The sequence below is a fragment of the Bradyrhizobium sp. GCM10028915 genome (assembly GCF_042666195.1).
GTDB lineage: Bacteria > Pseudomonadota > Alphaproteobacteria > Rhizobiales > Xanthobacteraceae > Bradyrhizobium > Bradyrhizobium canariense_D.
The window spans coordinates 66,209-82,560 of the sequence record NZ_JBHTFN010000046.1 but is presented as its reverse complement, the minus strand read 5'-3'; the positions used below and the strand labels follow the sequence as shown (position 1 = coordinate 82,560).

At 57.8% G+C, this 16,352-nt stretch carries 12 protein-coding genes; 11 read left to right on the top strand and 1 reads right to left on the bottom strand.

Going from position 1 to position 16,352, the window contains the following annotated elements:
- The 11 genes from ACFQX9_RS27925 to ACFQX9_RS27875 all read left to right on the top strand — a co-directional run.
- The coding region (locus tag ACFQX9_RS27925; RefSeq protein ID WP_377791160.1) for a DUF4082 domain-containing protein at window positions 1-1,403 on the top strand (1,403 nt) is incomplete at its 5' end.
- 11 nt (window positions 1,404-1,414) lie between these two features.
- Window positions 1,415-1,750, top strand: a complete 336-nt coding sequence (locus ACFQX9_RS27920) for a hypothetical protein (RefSeq protein ID WP_247294740.1) — start codon at window positions 1,415-1,417, stop codon at window positions 1,748-1,750.
- Window positions 1,728-3,932, top strand: a complete 2,205-nt coding sequence (locus ACFQX9_RS27915; protein WP_377791159.1) for a peptidase domain-containing ABC transporter — start codon at window positions 1,728-1,730, stop codon at window positions 3,930-3,932. Before ACFQX9_RS27920 ends, ACFQX9_RS27915 begins: the two co-directional genes overlap by 23 nt.
- Entirely contained in the window at window positions 3,929-5,356 is a 1,428-nt protein-coding gene (locus ACFQX9_RS27910) for an HlyD family type I secretion periplasmic adaptor subunit (RefSeq protein WP_377791158.1), read from the top strand. Before ACFQX9_RS27915 ends, ACFQX9_RS27910 begins: the two co-directional genes overlap by 4 nt.
- Before the next feature lie 1,122 nt (window positions 5,357-6,478).
- A complete protein-coding gene (locus ACFQX9_RS27905) occupies window positions 6,479-6,979 on the top strand; it encodes a glycosyltransferase (protein ID WP_377791157.1) in 501 nt (166 codons plus the stop codon).
- 281 nt (window positions 6,980-7,260) lie between these two features.
- A complete protein-coding gene (locus ACFQX9_RS27900) occupies window positions 7,261-8,325 on the top strand; it encodes a Gfo/Idh/MocA family protein (protein WP_377791156.1) in 1,065 nt (354 codons plus the stop codon).
- A 48-nt stretch (window positions 8,326-8,373) separates the two neighbouring features.
- The gene (locus ACFQX9_RS27895) at window positions 8,374-9,843 is read left to right on the top strand and encodes an oligosaccharide flippase family protein (RefSeq protein WP_377791155.1); all 1,470 of its coding nucleotides are present in this window, start codon (window positions 8,374-8,376) and stop codon (window positions 9,841-9,843) included.
- A 619-nt stretch (window positions 9,844-10,462) separates the two neighbouring features.
- The gene (locus tag ACFQX9_RS27890) at window positions 10,463-11,641 is read left to right on the top strand and encodes a DegT/DnrJ/EryC1/StrS family aminotransferase (RefSeq protein WP_377791154.1); all 1,179 of its coding nucleotides are present in this window, start codon (window positions 10,463-10,465) and stop codon (window positions 11,639-11,641) included.
- A complete protein-coding gene (locus ACFQX9_RS27885) occupies window positions 11,638-12,639 on the top strand; it encodes an NAD-dependent epimerase/dehydratase family protein (RefSeq protein ID WP_247403811.1) in 1,002 nt (333 codons plus the stop codon). The genes ACFQX9_RS27890 and ACFQX9_RS27885 overlap by 4 nt, the downstream gene beginning before the upstream one ends.
- On the top strand, window positions 12,636-13,775 hold the full coding sequence (locus ACFQX9_RS27880) for a DegT/DnrJ/EryC1/StrS family aminotransferase (RefSeq protein WP_377791153.1): 1,140 nt from the start codon (window positions 12,636-12,638) through the stop codon (window positions 13,773-13,775). The genes ACFQX9_RS27885 and ACFQX9_RS27880 overlap by 4 nt, the downstream gene beginning before the upstream one ends.
- Window positions 13,772-14,815, top strand: coding sequence for a glycosyltransferase (locus tag ACFQX9_RS27875; RefSeq protein ID WP_377791152.1), 1,044 nt, complete (start codon window positions 13,772-13,774; stop codon window positions 14,813-14,815). Before ACFQX9_RS27880 ends, ACFQX9_RS27875 begins: the two co-directional genes overlap by 4 nt.
- A gap of 220 nt (window positions 14,816-15,035) precedes the next feature.
- Here the strand turns inward: ACFQX9_RS27875 and ACFQX9_RS27870 are convergent, their stop codons facing one another.
- A complete protein-coding gene (locus ACFQX9_RS27870) occupies window positions 15,036-15,893 on the bottom strand; it encodes a 2OG-Fe(II) oxygenase (protein WP_377791151.1) in 858 nt (285 codons plus the stop codon).
- Between the last annotated feature and the right edge of the window lie 459 nt (window positions 15,894-16,352).

Here is a 16,352-nt window from a genome sequence, read left to right as displayed (position 1 = left end):
CCCGGACCTTCAGCGGCACACCGGCGTCTGGCGATGTCGGTACGCTCAGCGTAAAGGCAACCGCAACCGATCTCGGCAGTCTCGCCGCCAGCGAAACGTTCAATGTTGCGGTGAGCACCGCGCCCTCGACGGTCAGCTTGTTCTCGAGTTTCGATACGCCATCAGTGCTATCAACGTCCGACACATCGCAAGTCAATCTTGGCGTACGTTTTACGTCCTCGGCGGCCGGAACCATCTCCGCAATCAAGTACTACAAGAGTGCGAATGACACCGGTACTCACGCCGGCTCGCTGTGGAGTAGCACAGGCACGCTCCTGGCGACCGCAACCTTCTCCAACGAGACCAGCAGCGGTTGGCAAACCGTGACGTTCAGCAGCCCAGTATCGATCGCGGCCGGCACCACCTACGTCGCGAGCTTCCACAGCAACGGCCATTATGCCGATACGCCTGACTACTTCGCCACTGCCCACGCGAATGGCCCGCTCACGGCTCCCGCGAGCAACAATGGTGTCTACACCTATGGAACAGGGAATCTGTTTCCGACCAGCACGTTCGCCGCCACCAATTACTGGGTCGACGTCGTGTTCAACAATTCGAGCGGCGGCACGAACCAGCCCCCAATCGCCAACAACGACAGCGGCTTCAATGCGACTGAGAACGTACCGCTCAGCATTTCCGGGTCGGCACTTCTAGCAAACGATACCGATCCAAACGGGGACGCTCTAACGATCACGGGCGTCAGTGCAGCCGTCAACGGTACCGTCGGTTTCAGTTCTCAGAATAATACGGTGACGTTCACTCCAGCCAACGGATACAACGGACCGGCTTCGTTCAATTACGCTATCTCGGATGGTCGGGGCGGTATGGCAAGCGCGAGTGTGGATGTGACCGTCCATGCGCCGTCTGCGAGCACTGTGAGTCTGTTCAGCGCGAATCCAACGCCCAGCGTGGTTACAGTGAATGATCCAAATTCGGTGGAACTGGGCATGAAGTTCCAAGCGTCCAGCTCGGGCGATATCACAGGCCTGCGTTTCTACAAAGGGCCGTCGAACACGGGCACTCACGTCGCTGACCTCTGGAGCAGCACGGGGAGCTTACTGGCGACCGCCACCTTTACGAACGAGACGGCAAACGGTTGGCAGCAGGTCAATTTCGCGACGCCAGTCACGATCACGGCGGGAACGACCTATGTCGCCTCTTACCACACGGCGGGAAACTACTCGGCCGATCCAAGTCTGTTTGCCAGTTCGGTAACTAACGGACCATTAACCGCCCCGTCATCCGCGTCCAGCGGGGGCAACGGCGTCTATGCGTACGGATCCGGAAGCCTCTTCCCGACCAACACCTTCAACGCGACCAGCTACGCGGTTGACGTCCTCTTCAGGCCGCAGCTCGCAGCATAGGGAGAATCGGAATGCATACGGAGCTCTATACCGACGGGATTGACGAGGTCACAATTGGCGGGGCGATCGTGCGGGTGGACTTGGTCAGTCTCTCGCCCACGGAACGTGACGCCAACAATGCGCCAAAGAAGGTGTTTCGCCAGAGATTAATCTTTTCGGCGGAATCCTTCGCGAACTCTGTCGAGGTGATGCAAAACGCGCTTCAGGGTCTGGTGGACGCCGGCGTCGTCCAGCGCAATCGGCCAAGGCCGCCGACTACACCGCCACAGGCAACCGCACCACTTGAATCTTCGTCATCGGCCTCGGACAGCTCCAGATCTCCAAATGTCTCAACCAACTTCCGTTGAAATTGAGCGGTGTGAACCAGCACCGCTCTCGTCTGAGGACGAGCCGCGTTGGGCCGCTCAAACCGCCCTTGAATGCCTGTCGAGGGTCGCCGCCCATCACGGTATCCATCTACCGTCGGATCGTTTACGTCACGCTTATGCCGTCGATGATGCCGGCATCTCGACCGACCTCCTGCTGCGCATGGCGCATGAGGCCGGCCTTCGCGCTCGGGAAACGCAGCTCGATTGGAAGGCGCTATGTCGGCTCGGCGAAGCCTATCCGGCTCTTGTTCAGCTCTCGAACCAGAACTGGGTCCTTATTGTCGGCGCCGGGCCGGAACGCGATGCTGTAACTGTCTTCGATCCCTTGGCTGAGCGGAGGGACGAGCCGCTACTTGTCGATGCTGAACGGTTTTGTGCCCGATGGCTCGGAAGGGTTATCCTGTTCAAGCGCGAGAGTCGTTCAACACAGGGCCAGAGGGCCTTTGGATTGCGCTGGTTCGTACCCGAAATGCTCCGGGAATGGCGATTGTTCTCTGACGTCGCGATCGCCGCCGTCTTCCTGTATGCGCTCGGCCTCGCGCTTCCGATCTTCTTTCAACTCGTGATCGACAAAGTTCTTGTGCACGAGAGTCTCACGACGCTCTACGTACTCTCGGCTGGCGCGATCATAGCGCTCTCCTTCGATGCCATATTCAGCTTCTTGCGTCGTTACCTGTTGCTGTATGCCACGAACAAGATCGACATCCGGGTTGCGACCAAAACGTTCCGGCATCTTTTGGGGCTTCCCGTAACCTTCTTCGAGCGTATCTCGGCCGGCGTCCTGGTGAAGCACATGCAGCAGGCCGGGCGGATTCGCGAGTTTCTGACCGGTCGGCTGTTCCTGACCGCCTTGGACGCGCTTTCGCTATTCGTCTTCCTGCCTGTCCTCGCGCTCTACAGCGTCAAGCTGACATGCGTCGTCCTGGCCTTTACCGCCATCAGCGGCAGCGTGGTTGTGATTTTGATGGGACCGTTCCGACGACGGCTCTACCAGCTCTACCAAGCCGAAGCTGGCCGCCAGGCTCTTCTGGTCGAGACGGTGCATGGGATGCGCACGGTGAAGTCATTGGCCATGGAGCCCAACCAGAACAGGGCGTGGGACGATCGCTGCGCGCAATCGGTATCGATGCGGTTTGGGGTTGAAAAGATCTCGGCGGGCGCCCAGGCGCTGACCGGGTTTCTCGAGAAGATGATGACGCTCGGCATCGTGGCCCTGGGCGCGCTGGACGTCTTCGCTGGCGAGATGACGATCGGCGCGCTGGTCGCCTTCAACATGCTGGCGGGACGGGTTTCGGGGCCGCTGGTCCAGATGGTGACGATGGTTCACGAATATCAGGAGGTCGCGCTGGCGGTTAAAATGCTGGGCGAGGTTATGAATAAGGAGCTGGAACGGGACGGTCAACGCGAGGGGCTGCGTCCCGATTTCGCCGGCCAGATCGAGTTTGAAAACGTCACCTTCCGCTATGGCGAGGGTACGCCGGCGCTGGACGACGTGTCGTTTTCAATCGCTCCCGGTTCGGTCTTTGGGATTGTCGGTCGGAGCGGCTCAGGCAAGACGACGCTGACGCGACTGATCGCGGGAATGTATCCGGTGCAGCAGGGACTACTACGGATCGACGGCCATGATTCGCGCGAGATTGATCTTACCCACCTGCGGCGGAATCTCGGGGTCGTGCTCCAGGACAATTTCCTGTTCCGGGGCACCGTGCGCGAAAACATCGCTTGCGTGAAGCGTGACGCGACGTTCGAAGAAGTTGTCAGGGCGGCCCAGCTCGCCGGCGCCGACGAGTTCATAGAGCGGCTGCCGAGGGGATTCGATACCATGCTCGAGGAGCAGGCATCGAACCTGTCGGGCGGGCAAAAGCAGCGGCTTGCGATCGCCCGCGCCTTGATCGTCAACCCGCGCATTCTGATCCTCGATGAAGCGACCAGCGCGCTGGACTCCGAGAGCGAAGCGATCATCCGGCGCAATCTGCGGCGTATCGCCGAAGGACGGACCGTCATCATTGTATCGCATCGGCTTTCGATGCTGTCGGATGCGAGCCAGATTTTGGTCATCGACCGTGGACGAATCGTCGATGTGGATCGTCACGACGGGCTGCTGGCGAAGTGTACGATCTACAGACATCTCTGGAATCAGCAGACGAGACAGGTCGCATGACCGGTGCCGAGAAAAGCAGGGCGGAGGGGAGCTCCGGCAGATCGGGGCCTTCGACCGTTTCGCGGAAGCGGCGAGGGCTGTCGAGGCCCGCGTCGACGGCATCTCGCGTAGTTGCGGAATTTCAGTCCGACGCCGCCGAGATCGAGCGGGGAACGCCACCGCGCGGAGGACGGATCACGCTCTATTGTGTCGTCGCCCTGATCGCGACCGCGATCGCGTTCGCGTGCGTGTCGCGTGTCGACATGATTGTGACGGCACAGGGCAAACTGATCACCACACGTCCCAACCTGGTCGTCCAGCCGCTGGAAACATCGGTCATTCGGGAAATTCGCGTTAAGGCCGGCGATCCGGTTAATCGCGGCGACGTCCTTGCGATCCTCGATCCGACATTTTCTCAGGCCGACCTTGATCAACTGCGCAGCCGCCTGGCGGGTTTCGACGCCTCCATCGACCGGGTCCGGGCGGAATTGGACGGCGTTGAGTACGTCCTCGAGGAGCCCGCGAATGCCGATCAGGCGCTGCAGCGAAAGGTATTTCTCCAGAGAAGGACGGCTTACGATCTTCAGATCCAGAACTACGACGCGCAGATTGCGTCCGCTCAGGCCAATCTGAAGACGGCCCAGGATGAGGAATTCGTTCTGACCCAGCGGCTGGACACCATGCAGTCCATTGAGGCCATGCGAAATGTGTTGATGGCCAAGGAGGTCGGTTCAAGACTGAACTTCCTGCTGTCCCGGGACGCGCGGCTGGAGGTTGAAAGCAATCTGGCGCGTGTTCGTGGCGCAATTGTCGACAACATGCATCGTTTGGACAAGGCCCGTGCAGACCAAAAGGTCTTCGCTGCAGAGTTTCGCCGTACTGCCTATCAGGAGCTCGTGGAGACGTTGCCCAAGCGTAACAGCGCCGCGGAGGAGCTCAAGAAGACGGAGCTTCGCCGGCAATTGATCGTGCTGCACGCACCGGCTGATGCGGTGGTACTTGAAATTGCCAATCGGACGGTGGGTTCGGTAATTCGCGAGGCCGAGACATTTTTTGTATTGGTCCCTCGCGACGAGACGCTCCGGGCGGAGGTCAACGTCGAAGGCAGGGATATCGGACAGCTGACGGTCGGGCAGGCCGTACGAATCAAGTTTGAAGCATTTCCGTTCCAGAAGTACGGCACGGCAACTGGTGCGATTGGGGTCATCAGCCAGGACTCATTCTCGCCAGACTCGAAGGCCGAAGGTGCGCGCCGCCCGTCAGCTCCCTTTTATCGCGTACTGATCGATTTGCGCGACATGCATCTTCGGCTGCCGCCGGAACGCGTTCAGTTCATGCCAGGCATGGCGGTCACCGCCGAAATAAAGCTCGGAAAGCGGACGGTGATTTCCTATTTCCTTTATCCGCTGCTTCGCGGGTTGGACGAAAGCATCCGCGAGTACTGACCCTCGAATTCTCCATGAAGCAGTCCAAATTTACTACGATCGATCCGACGTTTTCGCAGGCGGATCTTGATCAGTTTGGTTCCCCCTCGCTGCGTTCGATGCGGCTATTGCGCGGCTCCATGCCAAATTGGACCTGACAATGTACGGAAGTTAAATGCACTGCAAATTCGGATGAGGTCTTACAGCAGAACGCACTGCAGAGAAGGAGCTCTTACGGCGCGCAGTTTCAAAATTACGGCGCATATTGCTCCGCGCATACAAATCGGAAGACAGCGCAAAACGAAGAGGTAGTTCTCGTCCACCGGCTGGACAACATGCAGTTGATCGAAACCATACTAAGTACGTTAATGGGCAAAGAAGTGTCGCGCGCGTTCGGGGCAGGATTGTCGATAACGCGTATCGTTGGACGAATCTTGAGCGGAACAAAAAGTGTTCGCTGAAGATTTTCGCCGCTCCGCCTACAAATAGCTCGCCGAGACTTGGAGTAAGCACGACACTGCCGCTGAGGAGCTCAAGAAGGCCGAGCTGCGCCGGCAACGATCGTCTGCGGGCTCCGCCAGATGCGGTGGTGCAGGGGAGGGACATCGGCCAGGTGACGGTTGGGCAGCGGCGGATCAAGTTCGAAGCATTTCCATTCCAGAAACGCGGAGGGGGCCACGGGAGAAGTCCGCGTCGTCAGTCAGGATTTATTTGCTCCTCATCCGAAGGGAGGGCGCACGTCACTCACGAATCAGCACCATACATATGCGCTGCTTCGCGAATTGGATGAAGACATCCGGGAATACAGAGGGTTCCATGCTCCACGGCAATGGCGCGAAGCTCTAGTTCAATATTCAACCGGATTCTTGGCAAGCCCGAAACCCAAGTGCCTTTAGGGATGGGAGCCGTCCTCAGAGTTCGAAGGCGTCCAGTATCGGATCAACGGCCTCGACTGGAGCAACTGCCTCTTTTTGCCCGGAAAATTCCGTTTCGGGCGCCACGAAACTCCTCCTGCAACTGGCGTCAAGCAAGGACCTCTGCGGATTAGTTTGTTAAATGAAAATATACGTTGCATTAAATGTTATGTGCATTTATTTTAGTATATGGCATTATCGCATTAAAGCACGACGCAGGGTCAGGATTATGATTTTCGTAACAGTGGGTACGCAAATCCACTTTGATCGTCTAGTCCGGGCGGTCGACGAGTGGGCCGGTGCACGAGAGAGAAACGATGTCTTCGCTCAGATCGGGCCATCAAGCCATCAATTTGGGCACATTCAGACCGAACGGTTCATTGACCCCCTCCAATTCAGAAAATTCGTCGAAACGGCAAGGCTGGTGATTGCACATGCCGGGATGGGCTCCATTATCACCGCTCTCGAGCTGCGAAAGCGAATCATCGTCATGCCACGTCGTGCTAACTTGGGCGAACACCGAAACGATCATCAGATTGCAACGGCAAAGCAGTTCGTCGCTCAGGGCCGCATTGAAGTCGCTCTCGACGAAAGGGAATTAGCCGACAAGTTGGATCAATTGGACGTTCGCGCTCAAGGCGAATGTCTCGGCGCGGAAGCATCGCCCCAGTTGATCCTTACAATTCGGAATTTTATCGAAGCGGGACATGTTCGTTCCGCAAACTGGTAGCGGTCCAATGATTGGGGCTAACATGGAGTTGCGCCCCTCTTCAGTCCAGTTGGAACGATGCTCGAGACGACCGCGCAAGCGAGTAACGAAGCAATCGAAAGACCGCATGGCCCGACCGATGTATACACACCGTGACTTGATCTGGAATGTCTAAGAGAGACCCTGCGACTTGGTCTCCGCTCTTTTCGAGAGATCTTGGCGAGTATTGTATGGTCGGATCAATTAAATCGAGCGCCTAGTAGGTTCAACGTCTAATACCGTTCATAATGATTGGTGCAGTTATGTCGAACGACACAATTGGAATTGGAGTTATTGGGTACGGCTATTGGGGGCCGAACCTCGTCCGCAATTTCGCAGGCAATCCCTCGGCACGTCTGATCGGCGTGAGCGACCTTGACTCGGAAAAGCTAGCGGCCAGCAGGCGGCTCTACCCAGGGGTAGCAACCACGTCTAGTTACAACGAACTGCTCGATAATAGGGCCGTCGATGCCGTGGCCATCGCCACGCCGGTTCATACCCACTACGAATTGGCGCTCTCCGCACTCAAGGCGGGCAAGCACGTTCTGGTTGAGAAGCCGCTTGCCCAAAGTTCAGATCTGACCCGACGCCTGATTGATGAGGCGGCCCGGCGGGGTCTGATATTGAGCGTGGATCACACTTTCGTCTACACGCCAGCCGTGCAGAAAATCCGCGAGCTCTTGCTCAAGAAAGAGCTCGGTAGCGTCTATTACTACGACAGTACACGCTCGAGCCTCGGTCTGTTCCAAACCGATGTCAACGTGATCTGGGACTTGGCGGTGCACGACATTTCGATCATCGACTATATCTTGGATGAGGAGCCTGTTGCGGTTTCGGCGACAGCATCACGCCATGTGCTCGGCTCTCCGGAAAACATGGCCCATATCACCTTGTTCTTCGAAAGCGCATGCGTGGCCCACATTAGCGTCAACTGGCTCTCGCCAATCAAGGTCCGGCAAACGTTCATCGGAGGTAGCAAGAAGATGATCGTGTATGACGACCTTGAACCGAGCGAAAAGATCAAGATTTATGATAAGGGTATCACCGTCGATAGCCGCTCCGACAGTGCCCATCAATTCCGGATCGGCTATCGGGCTGGCGATATGTGGGCGCCTAACGTCTCCCCCAAGGAGGCGCTGCAGATCGAAATCGAGAACTTCATTGATTGCGTGCGCAGTGGCACGCAACCGATTTCGAGCGGGATGTCCGGATTGCGTGTAATCGAGGTCCTGGAGGCTGCATCACGGTCAATAGCCGAGCAGGGCAAACCGGTCCTGCTGAAACGGCAGCAGCGCAGGGTTCCGGAACGTGCGACAGCGACGGCCTGAAGCATTGGCGGGCGACATTCATGCGCGCAGAGCGCGACGGGTTTCGCAATGAATTCGGTACACCGCTCTATCTTGCTTTCTGCGGCCGACCGCTACGGCAGCTTTGTGCTGTTCATTGGCGCCACTGCGGTCCTCTCTCGTCTGCTGTCACCGGTGGAATTCGGAGTCTATGCAGTCGTCAATGCCGTCACCGCCGTAATTGCGGCATCCTTTCAGGAGTTTGGGGGCGGAAATTACCTGATTCAGAAGCGTGAATTGTCTCCAGCCGATGTTCGCTCAGCTTTCACCATAACCCTAGCGATCTCCGTAGCGATTGCGTTTCTTCTGTTTGTTCTTGCGGGCTCGCTCTCAGGTCTCTTCGGCCAGGAGCATCTCAAAGGAGGCATCGAGATATCAGCGCTGAATTTCCTTCTAGTACCCTTCTCAGGGACGGTTTCTGCTTTGCTGCGCCGAGACATGAAATTCGGTACGTTAACCGTTTGCAATTTGGCAGCCGGCATTACGGTTGCCGTAGTGTCGATCGGATTCGCGATGGCGGGATTTAGCTACATGGCACCGATCTTGGGTGGCCTCGCAGGGAATGTCATTCTCACCCTGGCTTTGCTCGCTGGTCATCGGGACCTTGGCGCGCTGCGTCTCTCGCTCCTCGAATACCGCGAAGTCGTCAGCTTTGGCCTTTACTCTAGCGGTATCAGCCTCATCAATGTCTTCTACAACCTTGCTCCCCAACTGCTCCTTGCAAGAATTCTCGACTTCGCGTCCGTCGGTCTGTACAGCCGTGCGACCAACTTAACTCAAGTGTTTGACAGGCTGGTCACACAGGTATTGAACCCTGTTATCATGCCAGCCATCATCGCAAGGCGCCAGGCCGGGGAGGACCTGAAGGCGGTTTACCTCGAGGCGGTTGAGCTCCTCTCTGCCGCGCAATGGCCATTTCTGATATTTGTGGTAATTATGGCGCGGCCGATTATCGCCGTCTGGCTCGGCCAGACCTGGCTGGAGATCGTGCCGCTCGTGCGCTTGCTGTGCATCGCAAACATGGCGCTTTTCGCCGCATGCTTAAGCTATCCGGTGCTTGTAGCGGTAGGAAGGGTACGGGACGCGCTAGTGTCCTCTTTCATCTCACTCCCTCCGTCGCTTCTAGTCGTTTGGGGCGCATCCTTCCTCGGGGTGCAGGCCGTCGCCGCAGCTGCGCTATTGACGTTGCCGTTTCAAGCCGCGCTCGCGATCTACTTTATCGGACGGCAGCTGCGGCTCAGACCGAGGGATCTTGCTGGCGCGTTGACAAAGAGCGGATTTGTCACGGCGGCAACAGCGTTCGGTGTCGCCCCCTGTGCGGCGCTGACGGAAGCTGGATCGCTCACGCCCCTTACGGGTCTCGCGTTAGCGTTGTGCGCTGCGGCGGTTTGCTGGTGGCTTGGGCTCGTACTGACTGGGCACCCGTTGTTGCATCAGCTCCACCAGGCCGCAGCGGGTCTCGCCCGCATTACGCCGAAGCCATCGCGCTTGGCCTTGTAGAGCCTTGCGGTGACCTTTGGAGACGATGATGCCGATGACACCTCCAGCTTGGTCGCGATGTTCGTATCCCGCATCCGGAGCCAACCTGCATGGTTGCATCGCTACGGTTGAGAGCCGGACCGGAACCTTCGTCGAAATCTCGGTGGGAGAGAGAATAGGTGCGCGTTGCAAATATCGTCGCACAGCTTCATCTGCGAGGGGCGATAGAAGGTGAGGTGGTCGTCGGTCACGCCGCGATGTTCACGAACGATCCGAACGCAACAACCGCGGACGGGCGCCCTCAGCAAGCTTCGGACTGGACATTGCAACTCGCATCGGCACGGGAGCTTCGATCGGCTCCAACGCCACGACTCATTGTGGTGTGACAATCGGCGCGGGGCGTCGATTGGCGCAGCCTCGGTGGTGACGAAAGGACTCCAGGCGCTACGTCGCGGGAGTGCCCGCTTGAGCGATGTCCGCCAGCTGGAAACACCGCCGCCCCCGATCGTTCTTTCCCGCGGGGTCTCATAGACCATGGCTAATTAACTGAATTAATCTGTTGCCTTGAAAACAATCGCTTGATTAAATATTAAAACGTGATTAAATTTTTTCAAATCTTAGATTCAATCCAAGGTTTCTAATGATACCTTTCCTGGACCTGAAAGCCCAATACCGTCAAATTAAGCCGGAAATAAACGCCGCGGTGGCAAGAGTCCTCAGCAGCGGCCATTTTGTGCTCGGGCCGGAGGTCGCAGCCTTCGAGGGGCGATTTGCGGAATATTGCCGGACCGCGCATTGCCTCACAGTGAATAGTGGGACCTCTGCGCTTCACCTGGCGCTGTTGGCAGCGGGCATCGGACCCGGTGATGAAGTCATCACGGTGTCCATGACCTTCGTGGCGACAACCGCCGCCATTCTCTACAGCGGGGCCAAACCTGTTTTTGTCGACGTTGACCCGGTCACGTGGACGATGGATCCCGGCCTAATCGAGGCTGCGATAACACCTCGAACCAGAGCCATTCTGCCGGTTCACCTCCATGGATTGATGGCCGACATGGATCCCATCATGGAGATCGCCCGGCGTTACGGTCTGGTCGTCATTGAGGACGCTGCGCAGGCGCACGGCGCGGAATACCGGGGCCGCCGCGCAGGTTCGATCGGGGACCTGGGGTGCTTCAGCTTTTACCCGGGCAAGAATCTGGGAGCATTCGGCGAGGGTGGAGCCGTCGTGACTGATCGGCCTGAATTGGTGCGCCGCGTGTCGCTGCTGCGGGACTGGGGGCAGGAGACGAAATACGACCACGTCATTCCCGGATACAATTATCGCATGGACGAGATCCAGAGCGCGATACTGAATGTCAAGTTGGACTACATCGAGCGTTGGACCGAGGCCCGCCGAGCGCTCGCAGAACGATACAACGAACTGCTTTCTGAGCTCGCATTCGCGCGTCCGCGGCCGCCGTCGCACTCCCGCCACGTGTATCATGTCTATTCGATCAGATTGCAGCGGCGCGACGAGGCGCTCACATTGTTGCGGGACGCCGGCATCGGTGCAGGGATTCACTATCCCATTCCGGTGCACCTGCAGAAGGCCTATGCTGAACTCGGCTATCAGGCCGGTGATCTGCCGGTAACCGAGATGCTTGCGAACGACTTTCTCTCCCTTCCCATTTATCCGGAGCTGCTGCCGGACCGGGCGACCGAAGTTGTCTCCACGTTGAGAAACGCAGGAGCATTGCGACCGAGCGAAACCGTCAGCAACCAAGCACGGCAATCACAAAGCTTCACCACAAGGTCCTGCAACAGGAGGGCGTCTTGATTGAGCTCAAGGGTAAGCGCGTTCTGGTCACTGGTGGGGCAGGATTCATCGGCTCCCACATCGTCGATCTGCTCTGCGATGAGGGTTGCATCGAGATCGTTGCCCTCGACAACATGGTCAGAGGCCGGCCGGAAAATCTCCGGCGCGCGCTCAGGCGTGGGCCGGTGAGACTGGTTCACGGCGACATACGCGATCGCAAGCTGATGGAAGCCTTGGTGAAGGCTGCCGACATCGTGTTTCACCAGGCCGCACTTCGCATCACTCATTGCGCGGCTGAGCCACGCCTGGCCAAGGAGGTCATGGTGGACGCCACCTACGACCTCCTGGAGCTGTGCATCAAGCACGATATCGAGAAGATCATCGCGGCGTCCTCGGCGTCCGTATATGGCATGGCCGAGGAGTTTCCGACAACCGAGCGGCAGAACTGCTACAACAACAGGACCTTCTATGGGGCCGCGAAGGCGTTCAATGAAGGCCTATTGCGCGCGTATAATGACATGCACGGTCTCGATTACGTGGCGTTCCGCTACTTCAACGTCTATGGCAGCCGCATGGACATCCACGGGCGATACACCGAGGTCTTGATCCGCTGGATGGAACGGCTGGAAGCCGGATTGCCTCCCATTATCTTTGGTGACGGCCGCCAGACCATGGATTTCGTCCACGTCCGCGACATCGCGCGCGCGAATATCCTTGCGGCCAGGTCCAAGGTTACCGATGAGGTCTTCAACGTCGGGAGCGGCACCGAAACCAGCCTGACGGAGCTGGCGATGGGGCTTGCATCCGTGATGGGACGCCGCGGCCTGACACCGGAATTCGCACCGGAACGCTCGGTCAATCCGGTGCCTCGACGGCTGGCATCGACAGGTAAGGCCGAGCGTCTGCTGGGGTTCCGCACTACGGTTTCGCTCGAGCAGGGGCTTGCCGACCTCGTAAAATGGTGGCGATCAGAACGCGAACTCGCTTCGGATCGTCAGCGGCAGGTGGCGACATCGTGATTCCGATCGCAGCTCCGCTGCTAGCGGACGAAGAAGCCGACGCTGCGCGCGCCGTGGTGCTGTCGGGCTGGGTATCGCAAGGTCCACAAGTGGCTGCGTTCGAGGACGAGTTCGCCGCACTTGTCGGCGCCCCGCATGCCTGCGCGGTCGCGAATTGCACGACCGCCCTGCAGCTCGCGTTGGCCGCGCTGGATATCGGCAGGGGCGACGAGGTGATCACGGTCAGCCATTCCTTCATCGCGACGGCAAACGTCATCCGACAACAGGGCGCCACTCCGGTCTTTGTCGATATCGAGCCAGAGACATATAATCTGGATTGCGCCGGGCTGGAGGAAGCCATCACCGAGCGCACCCGCGCGATCATCGCGGTCCATCAGATGGGCATGCCATGTGATATGGCTGCACTGATGGCCATAGCGCGCCGCCACGGCGTCGCCGTGATCGAGGACGCGGCTTGTGCCGTCGGATCGCAGATCCGGATGAACGGGGAATGGACGCCGATCGGCGCGCCGTATGGAGATATTGCCTGCTTTTCCTTTCATCCGCGAAAGGTGATCACGACAGGTGAGGGGGGAATGCTCACGACTGCGAATGCCGAGCTCGACCGCAAGTTCAGGTTGCTGCGCCAGCACGGCATGAGCGTTCCGGATACGGTGCGACACAACTCGTCGAGCGTGATCTTCGAGGAGTACGTCGTTCTGGGCTACAATTGCCGAATGACGGATATGCAGGCGGCAATTGGGCGCAGACAGCTCGAGCGGCTACCAGAATTGGTCGGCCGCCGGCGAACGGTGGCCGCCAAATATGCCGAGCTACTGCGCAATCTGGAAGGCCTGCGGTTACCAACCGAACCGGCGTGGGCCAGGTCCAACTGGCAGAGCTATTGCGTGCGTCTTCCGGACCGTTTCAATCAGCGAATCGTCATGCAAAACTTGCTCGATAAGGGAATCGCGACGCGACGTGGCGTCATGTGCTCGCACCGCGAACTGCCTTACGCAAAGGTGGCGCAACGCCATGATCTTCGCCAATCCGAGCTCGCGCAGGATCGTTCGATCCTGCTGCCCATTTATGCGCAATTGACCGAAGAGGACCTTGAGCTCGTGGCCAGCGCGGTCCGGGCCGAGTTCAACAAATGACAGAGGAGACCTCTTTCAGCGTTGTGGTCCCCTGCTACAACTATGCGCACTATCTCAAAGGGTGCGTCGAAAGCATTCTTTGTCAAGGTGTTAAAGTACAGGTGATAGTCATCGACGACTGCTCAAGCGACGACACCCCTGCAGTGGGTACCTCGCTGGCGAAAGACTCGCGCGTGACTTTCCTCCGCCACGAAGTCAACCAAGGCCACATCCAAACCTATAATGAGGGGTTAGCGCTTGCTACTGGCGACTACACCGCCCTGATATCCGCCGACGATCTGCTTACCCCTGGTGCCTTGAAGCGAGCCCAGGCGGTTTTTGACACTCATCCGGAAGTCGGTATGGTCTACGGACACGCACCGTACTTCCAATCAAACGACACGTTGCCGCACGCCCGCGTCGGTGAACCGCGGGTCGATATCTGGGATGGCCGGCGTTGGATTGCGCAACGTTGCAAGACCGCGACTTCATGCATCTCCTCACCTGAGGTCGTCGTTCGTACATCTCTGCAACAGCAGCTCGGGGGCTATTGCGCCGATCTTCCTCATGCAGGCGATTTTGAGATGTGGCTGCGGTTTGCCGCACATTCGCGTATCGCCTATTTAGGCCGGGTAGACCAAGCGTACTACCGCAGGCACCCGGCCAGCATGCAAGAAACCAGGTTCAATTCCATACTTGCCGATCTCGCGCAGCGGAGAGCTGCATTTGAAATTGTGTTCCATGCGCATGGACACAAGATCGAGGATATGGAGCAGCTTCGCGAAGTCGCACTCCGTGCTCTCGCCAAAGAAGCCCTGTGGATCGCATGCTGGTCCTATGATCGCCGCCGCGTTGATCGAGTTTGCGTCAATGATCTGGAGGCCTTCGCCAGCCAAACGTATCCGGGCGCGCGTTCTCTCGCCGAATATTGGGGATTGCAATGGCGCCGCCGCCTGGGTCCGCGGTGGCCTCCGATTCTGCAGCCGATCTTACCCAGCGGTTATCTTCACTGGGCAAAGAGTAAGATGTTGTGGCGACGCCAGCGCGTACGCGGTGTGTAGGCTAGTGTTGTGTTGCTGACATACGGTTCACACGGCGCGAACCTGCGAGCGTGCGCCGATGAGAAAAGGAGAGCGCGCGAGAAGCCAAAGACGCTCACCGAACCCGGTCTGCCTGCCGATGAAGAAGGGCCGCGCCGCCGCGATGCAAGCGCAGTGGCGCCACGCCCCTGTTTGCGGCGCTCAACATGCTGCACGGCAGAGTGGTTGAGACCTCCAGCCGCTACTTCCTGAACAGCCGGGGAAGCTGCCATACGATTGGAGGAACAAACGGTTTCACGACATCGAGTACCCGTCGTCGACGGATTTCGTTCGGGCGCATCTTGAATATCGTGGTGTGATCGGCCGATTTTTCGTCCTCAGGGCGACCATTTGTATAGTAATATAGGGCAATAGATCGTCTATATTTTCCCTTTGGACTTGTCAGCGGATCGGGGTGGCCGTGAAACGCCGTATCGGTCGTAGTAAAGACGACGACGCGATTCGCGATCGGCAGATATGCTTTCTCCTTTGTCTTGACGTCCTTGTCCCACAGTTCGAGTGCCCCGCCCCAGTCTTCCTGCCAATCGTAGTTTAGGTATAGTAACAAGTTAAGTCGACGATCGAGTCTGAGCTTCCTGTGAGTGTTAAAATCCGCGTGGATGGCAAGACGGCCTCCTCGCGGGATCATATGCAAACCGCCTCCTGACAGATACGGGTCTGGTATTAGACCGTCGATACCGGTCAACTTTTCCAGAAATTCAATGAACAGGCGTGAATTCAGGGCATTGATGAATTGCTGAATGAAGGGAGGAAAGTCCTCCAAACGATCGAGACCGAGCTTTTGCTCCTCGTAAGTTCCCGAATCGAGAAACCTTCGATCCCACGAGGCATCAAATTCGCCTGGATAGCTTGCTACCACTCTCTTGATAATATGCTCGTCAAAAAAATCATCGATCCCGATGTGTGGGAAAGGTCGATTGTTGCAATATTGTTGGGCCCATAGGTCGCCAGACTGCGCCATTTTCTTCAACGGAAGAAACGATCTGACGCCGGAATGCTCCGTGTCACCATACACCTCCCGCGCGGCTAAACCAACCATAAGCTTCCTCCATATTAAAAACTCAAGTCAATAAAATATCACAAATTAAACCTTGATTATATAAAATAATGGCGTTTAACATGTGAAATGTGATCTCCGCATCTAACAGCATTCAATTCCAAGAGGAGCCATTCGGCCAAGGCTCTCAAGAGAGACCGTCATACCGAAACACGGATCTGCCCTCGCCGCGCGCGAGGCGGGTGTCGCGCAAGGCGAACTTTGGAAGCATGAGCTGGAGAGCGATCAACAGCGGAGCATAGAAACGCGGCCCACGCGCTCCAGTTGGTTACTTGGGGTCTGCGCTAATTTGATTGGTCTTCAGATGGCTACTGAGAGTTACGGACCTTGCGGGGCAGACGCGGCCCTTGCGCAGGACAACTTTTATTTTCAGAAGAACCGACCAACGCGGAAGTGTACCTGGAACACGCATTGGGCAGTCGTTCTGTTCCTCGTAGGATT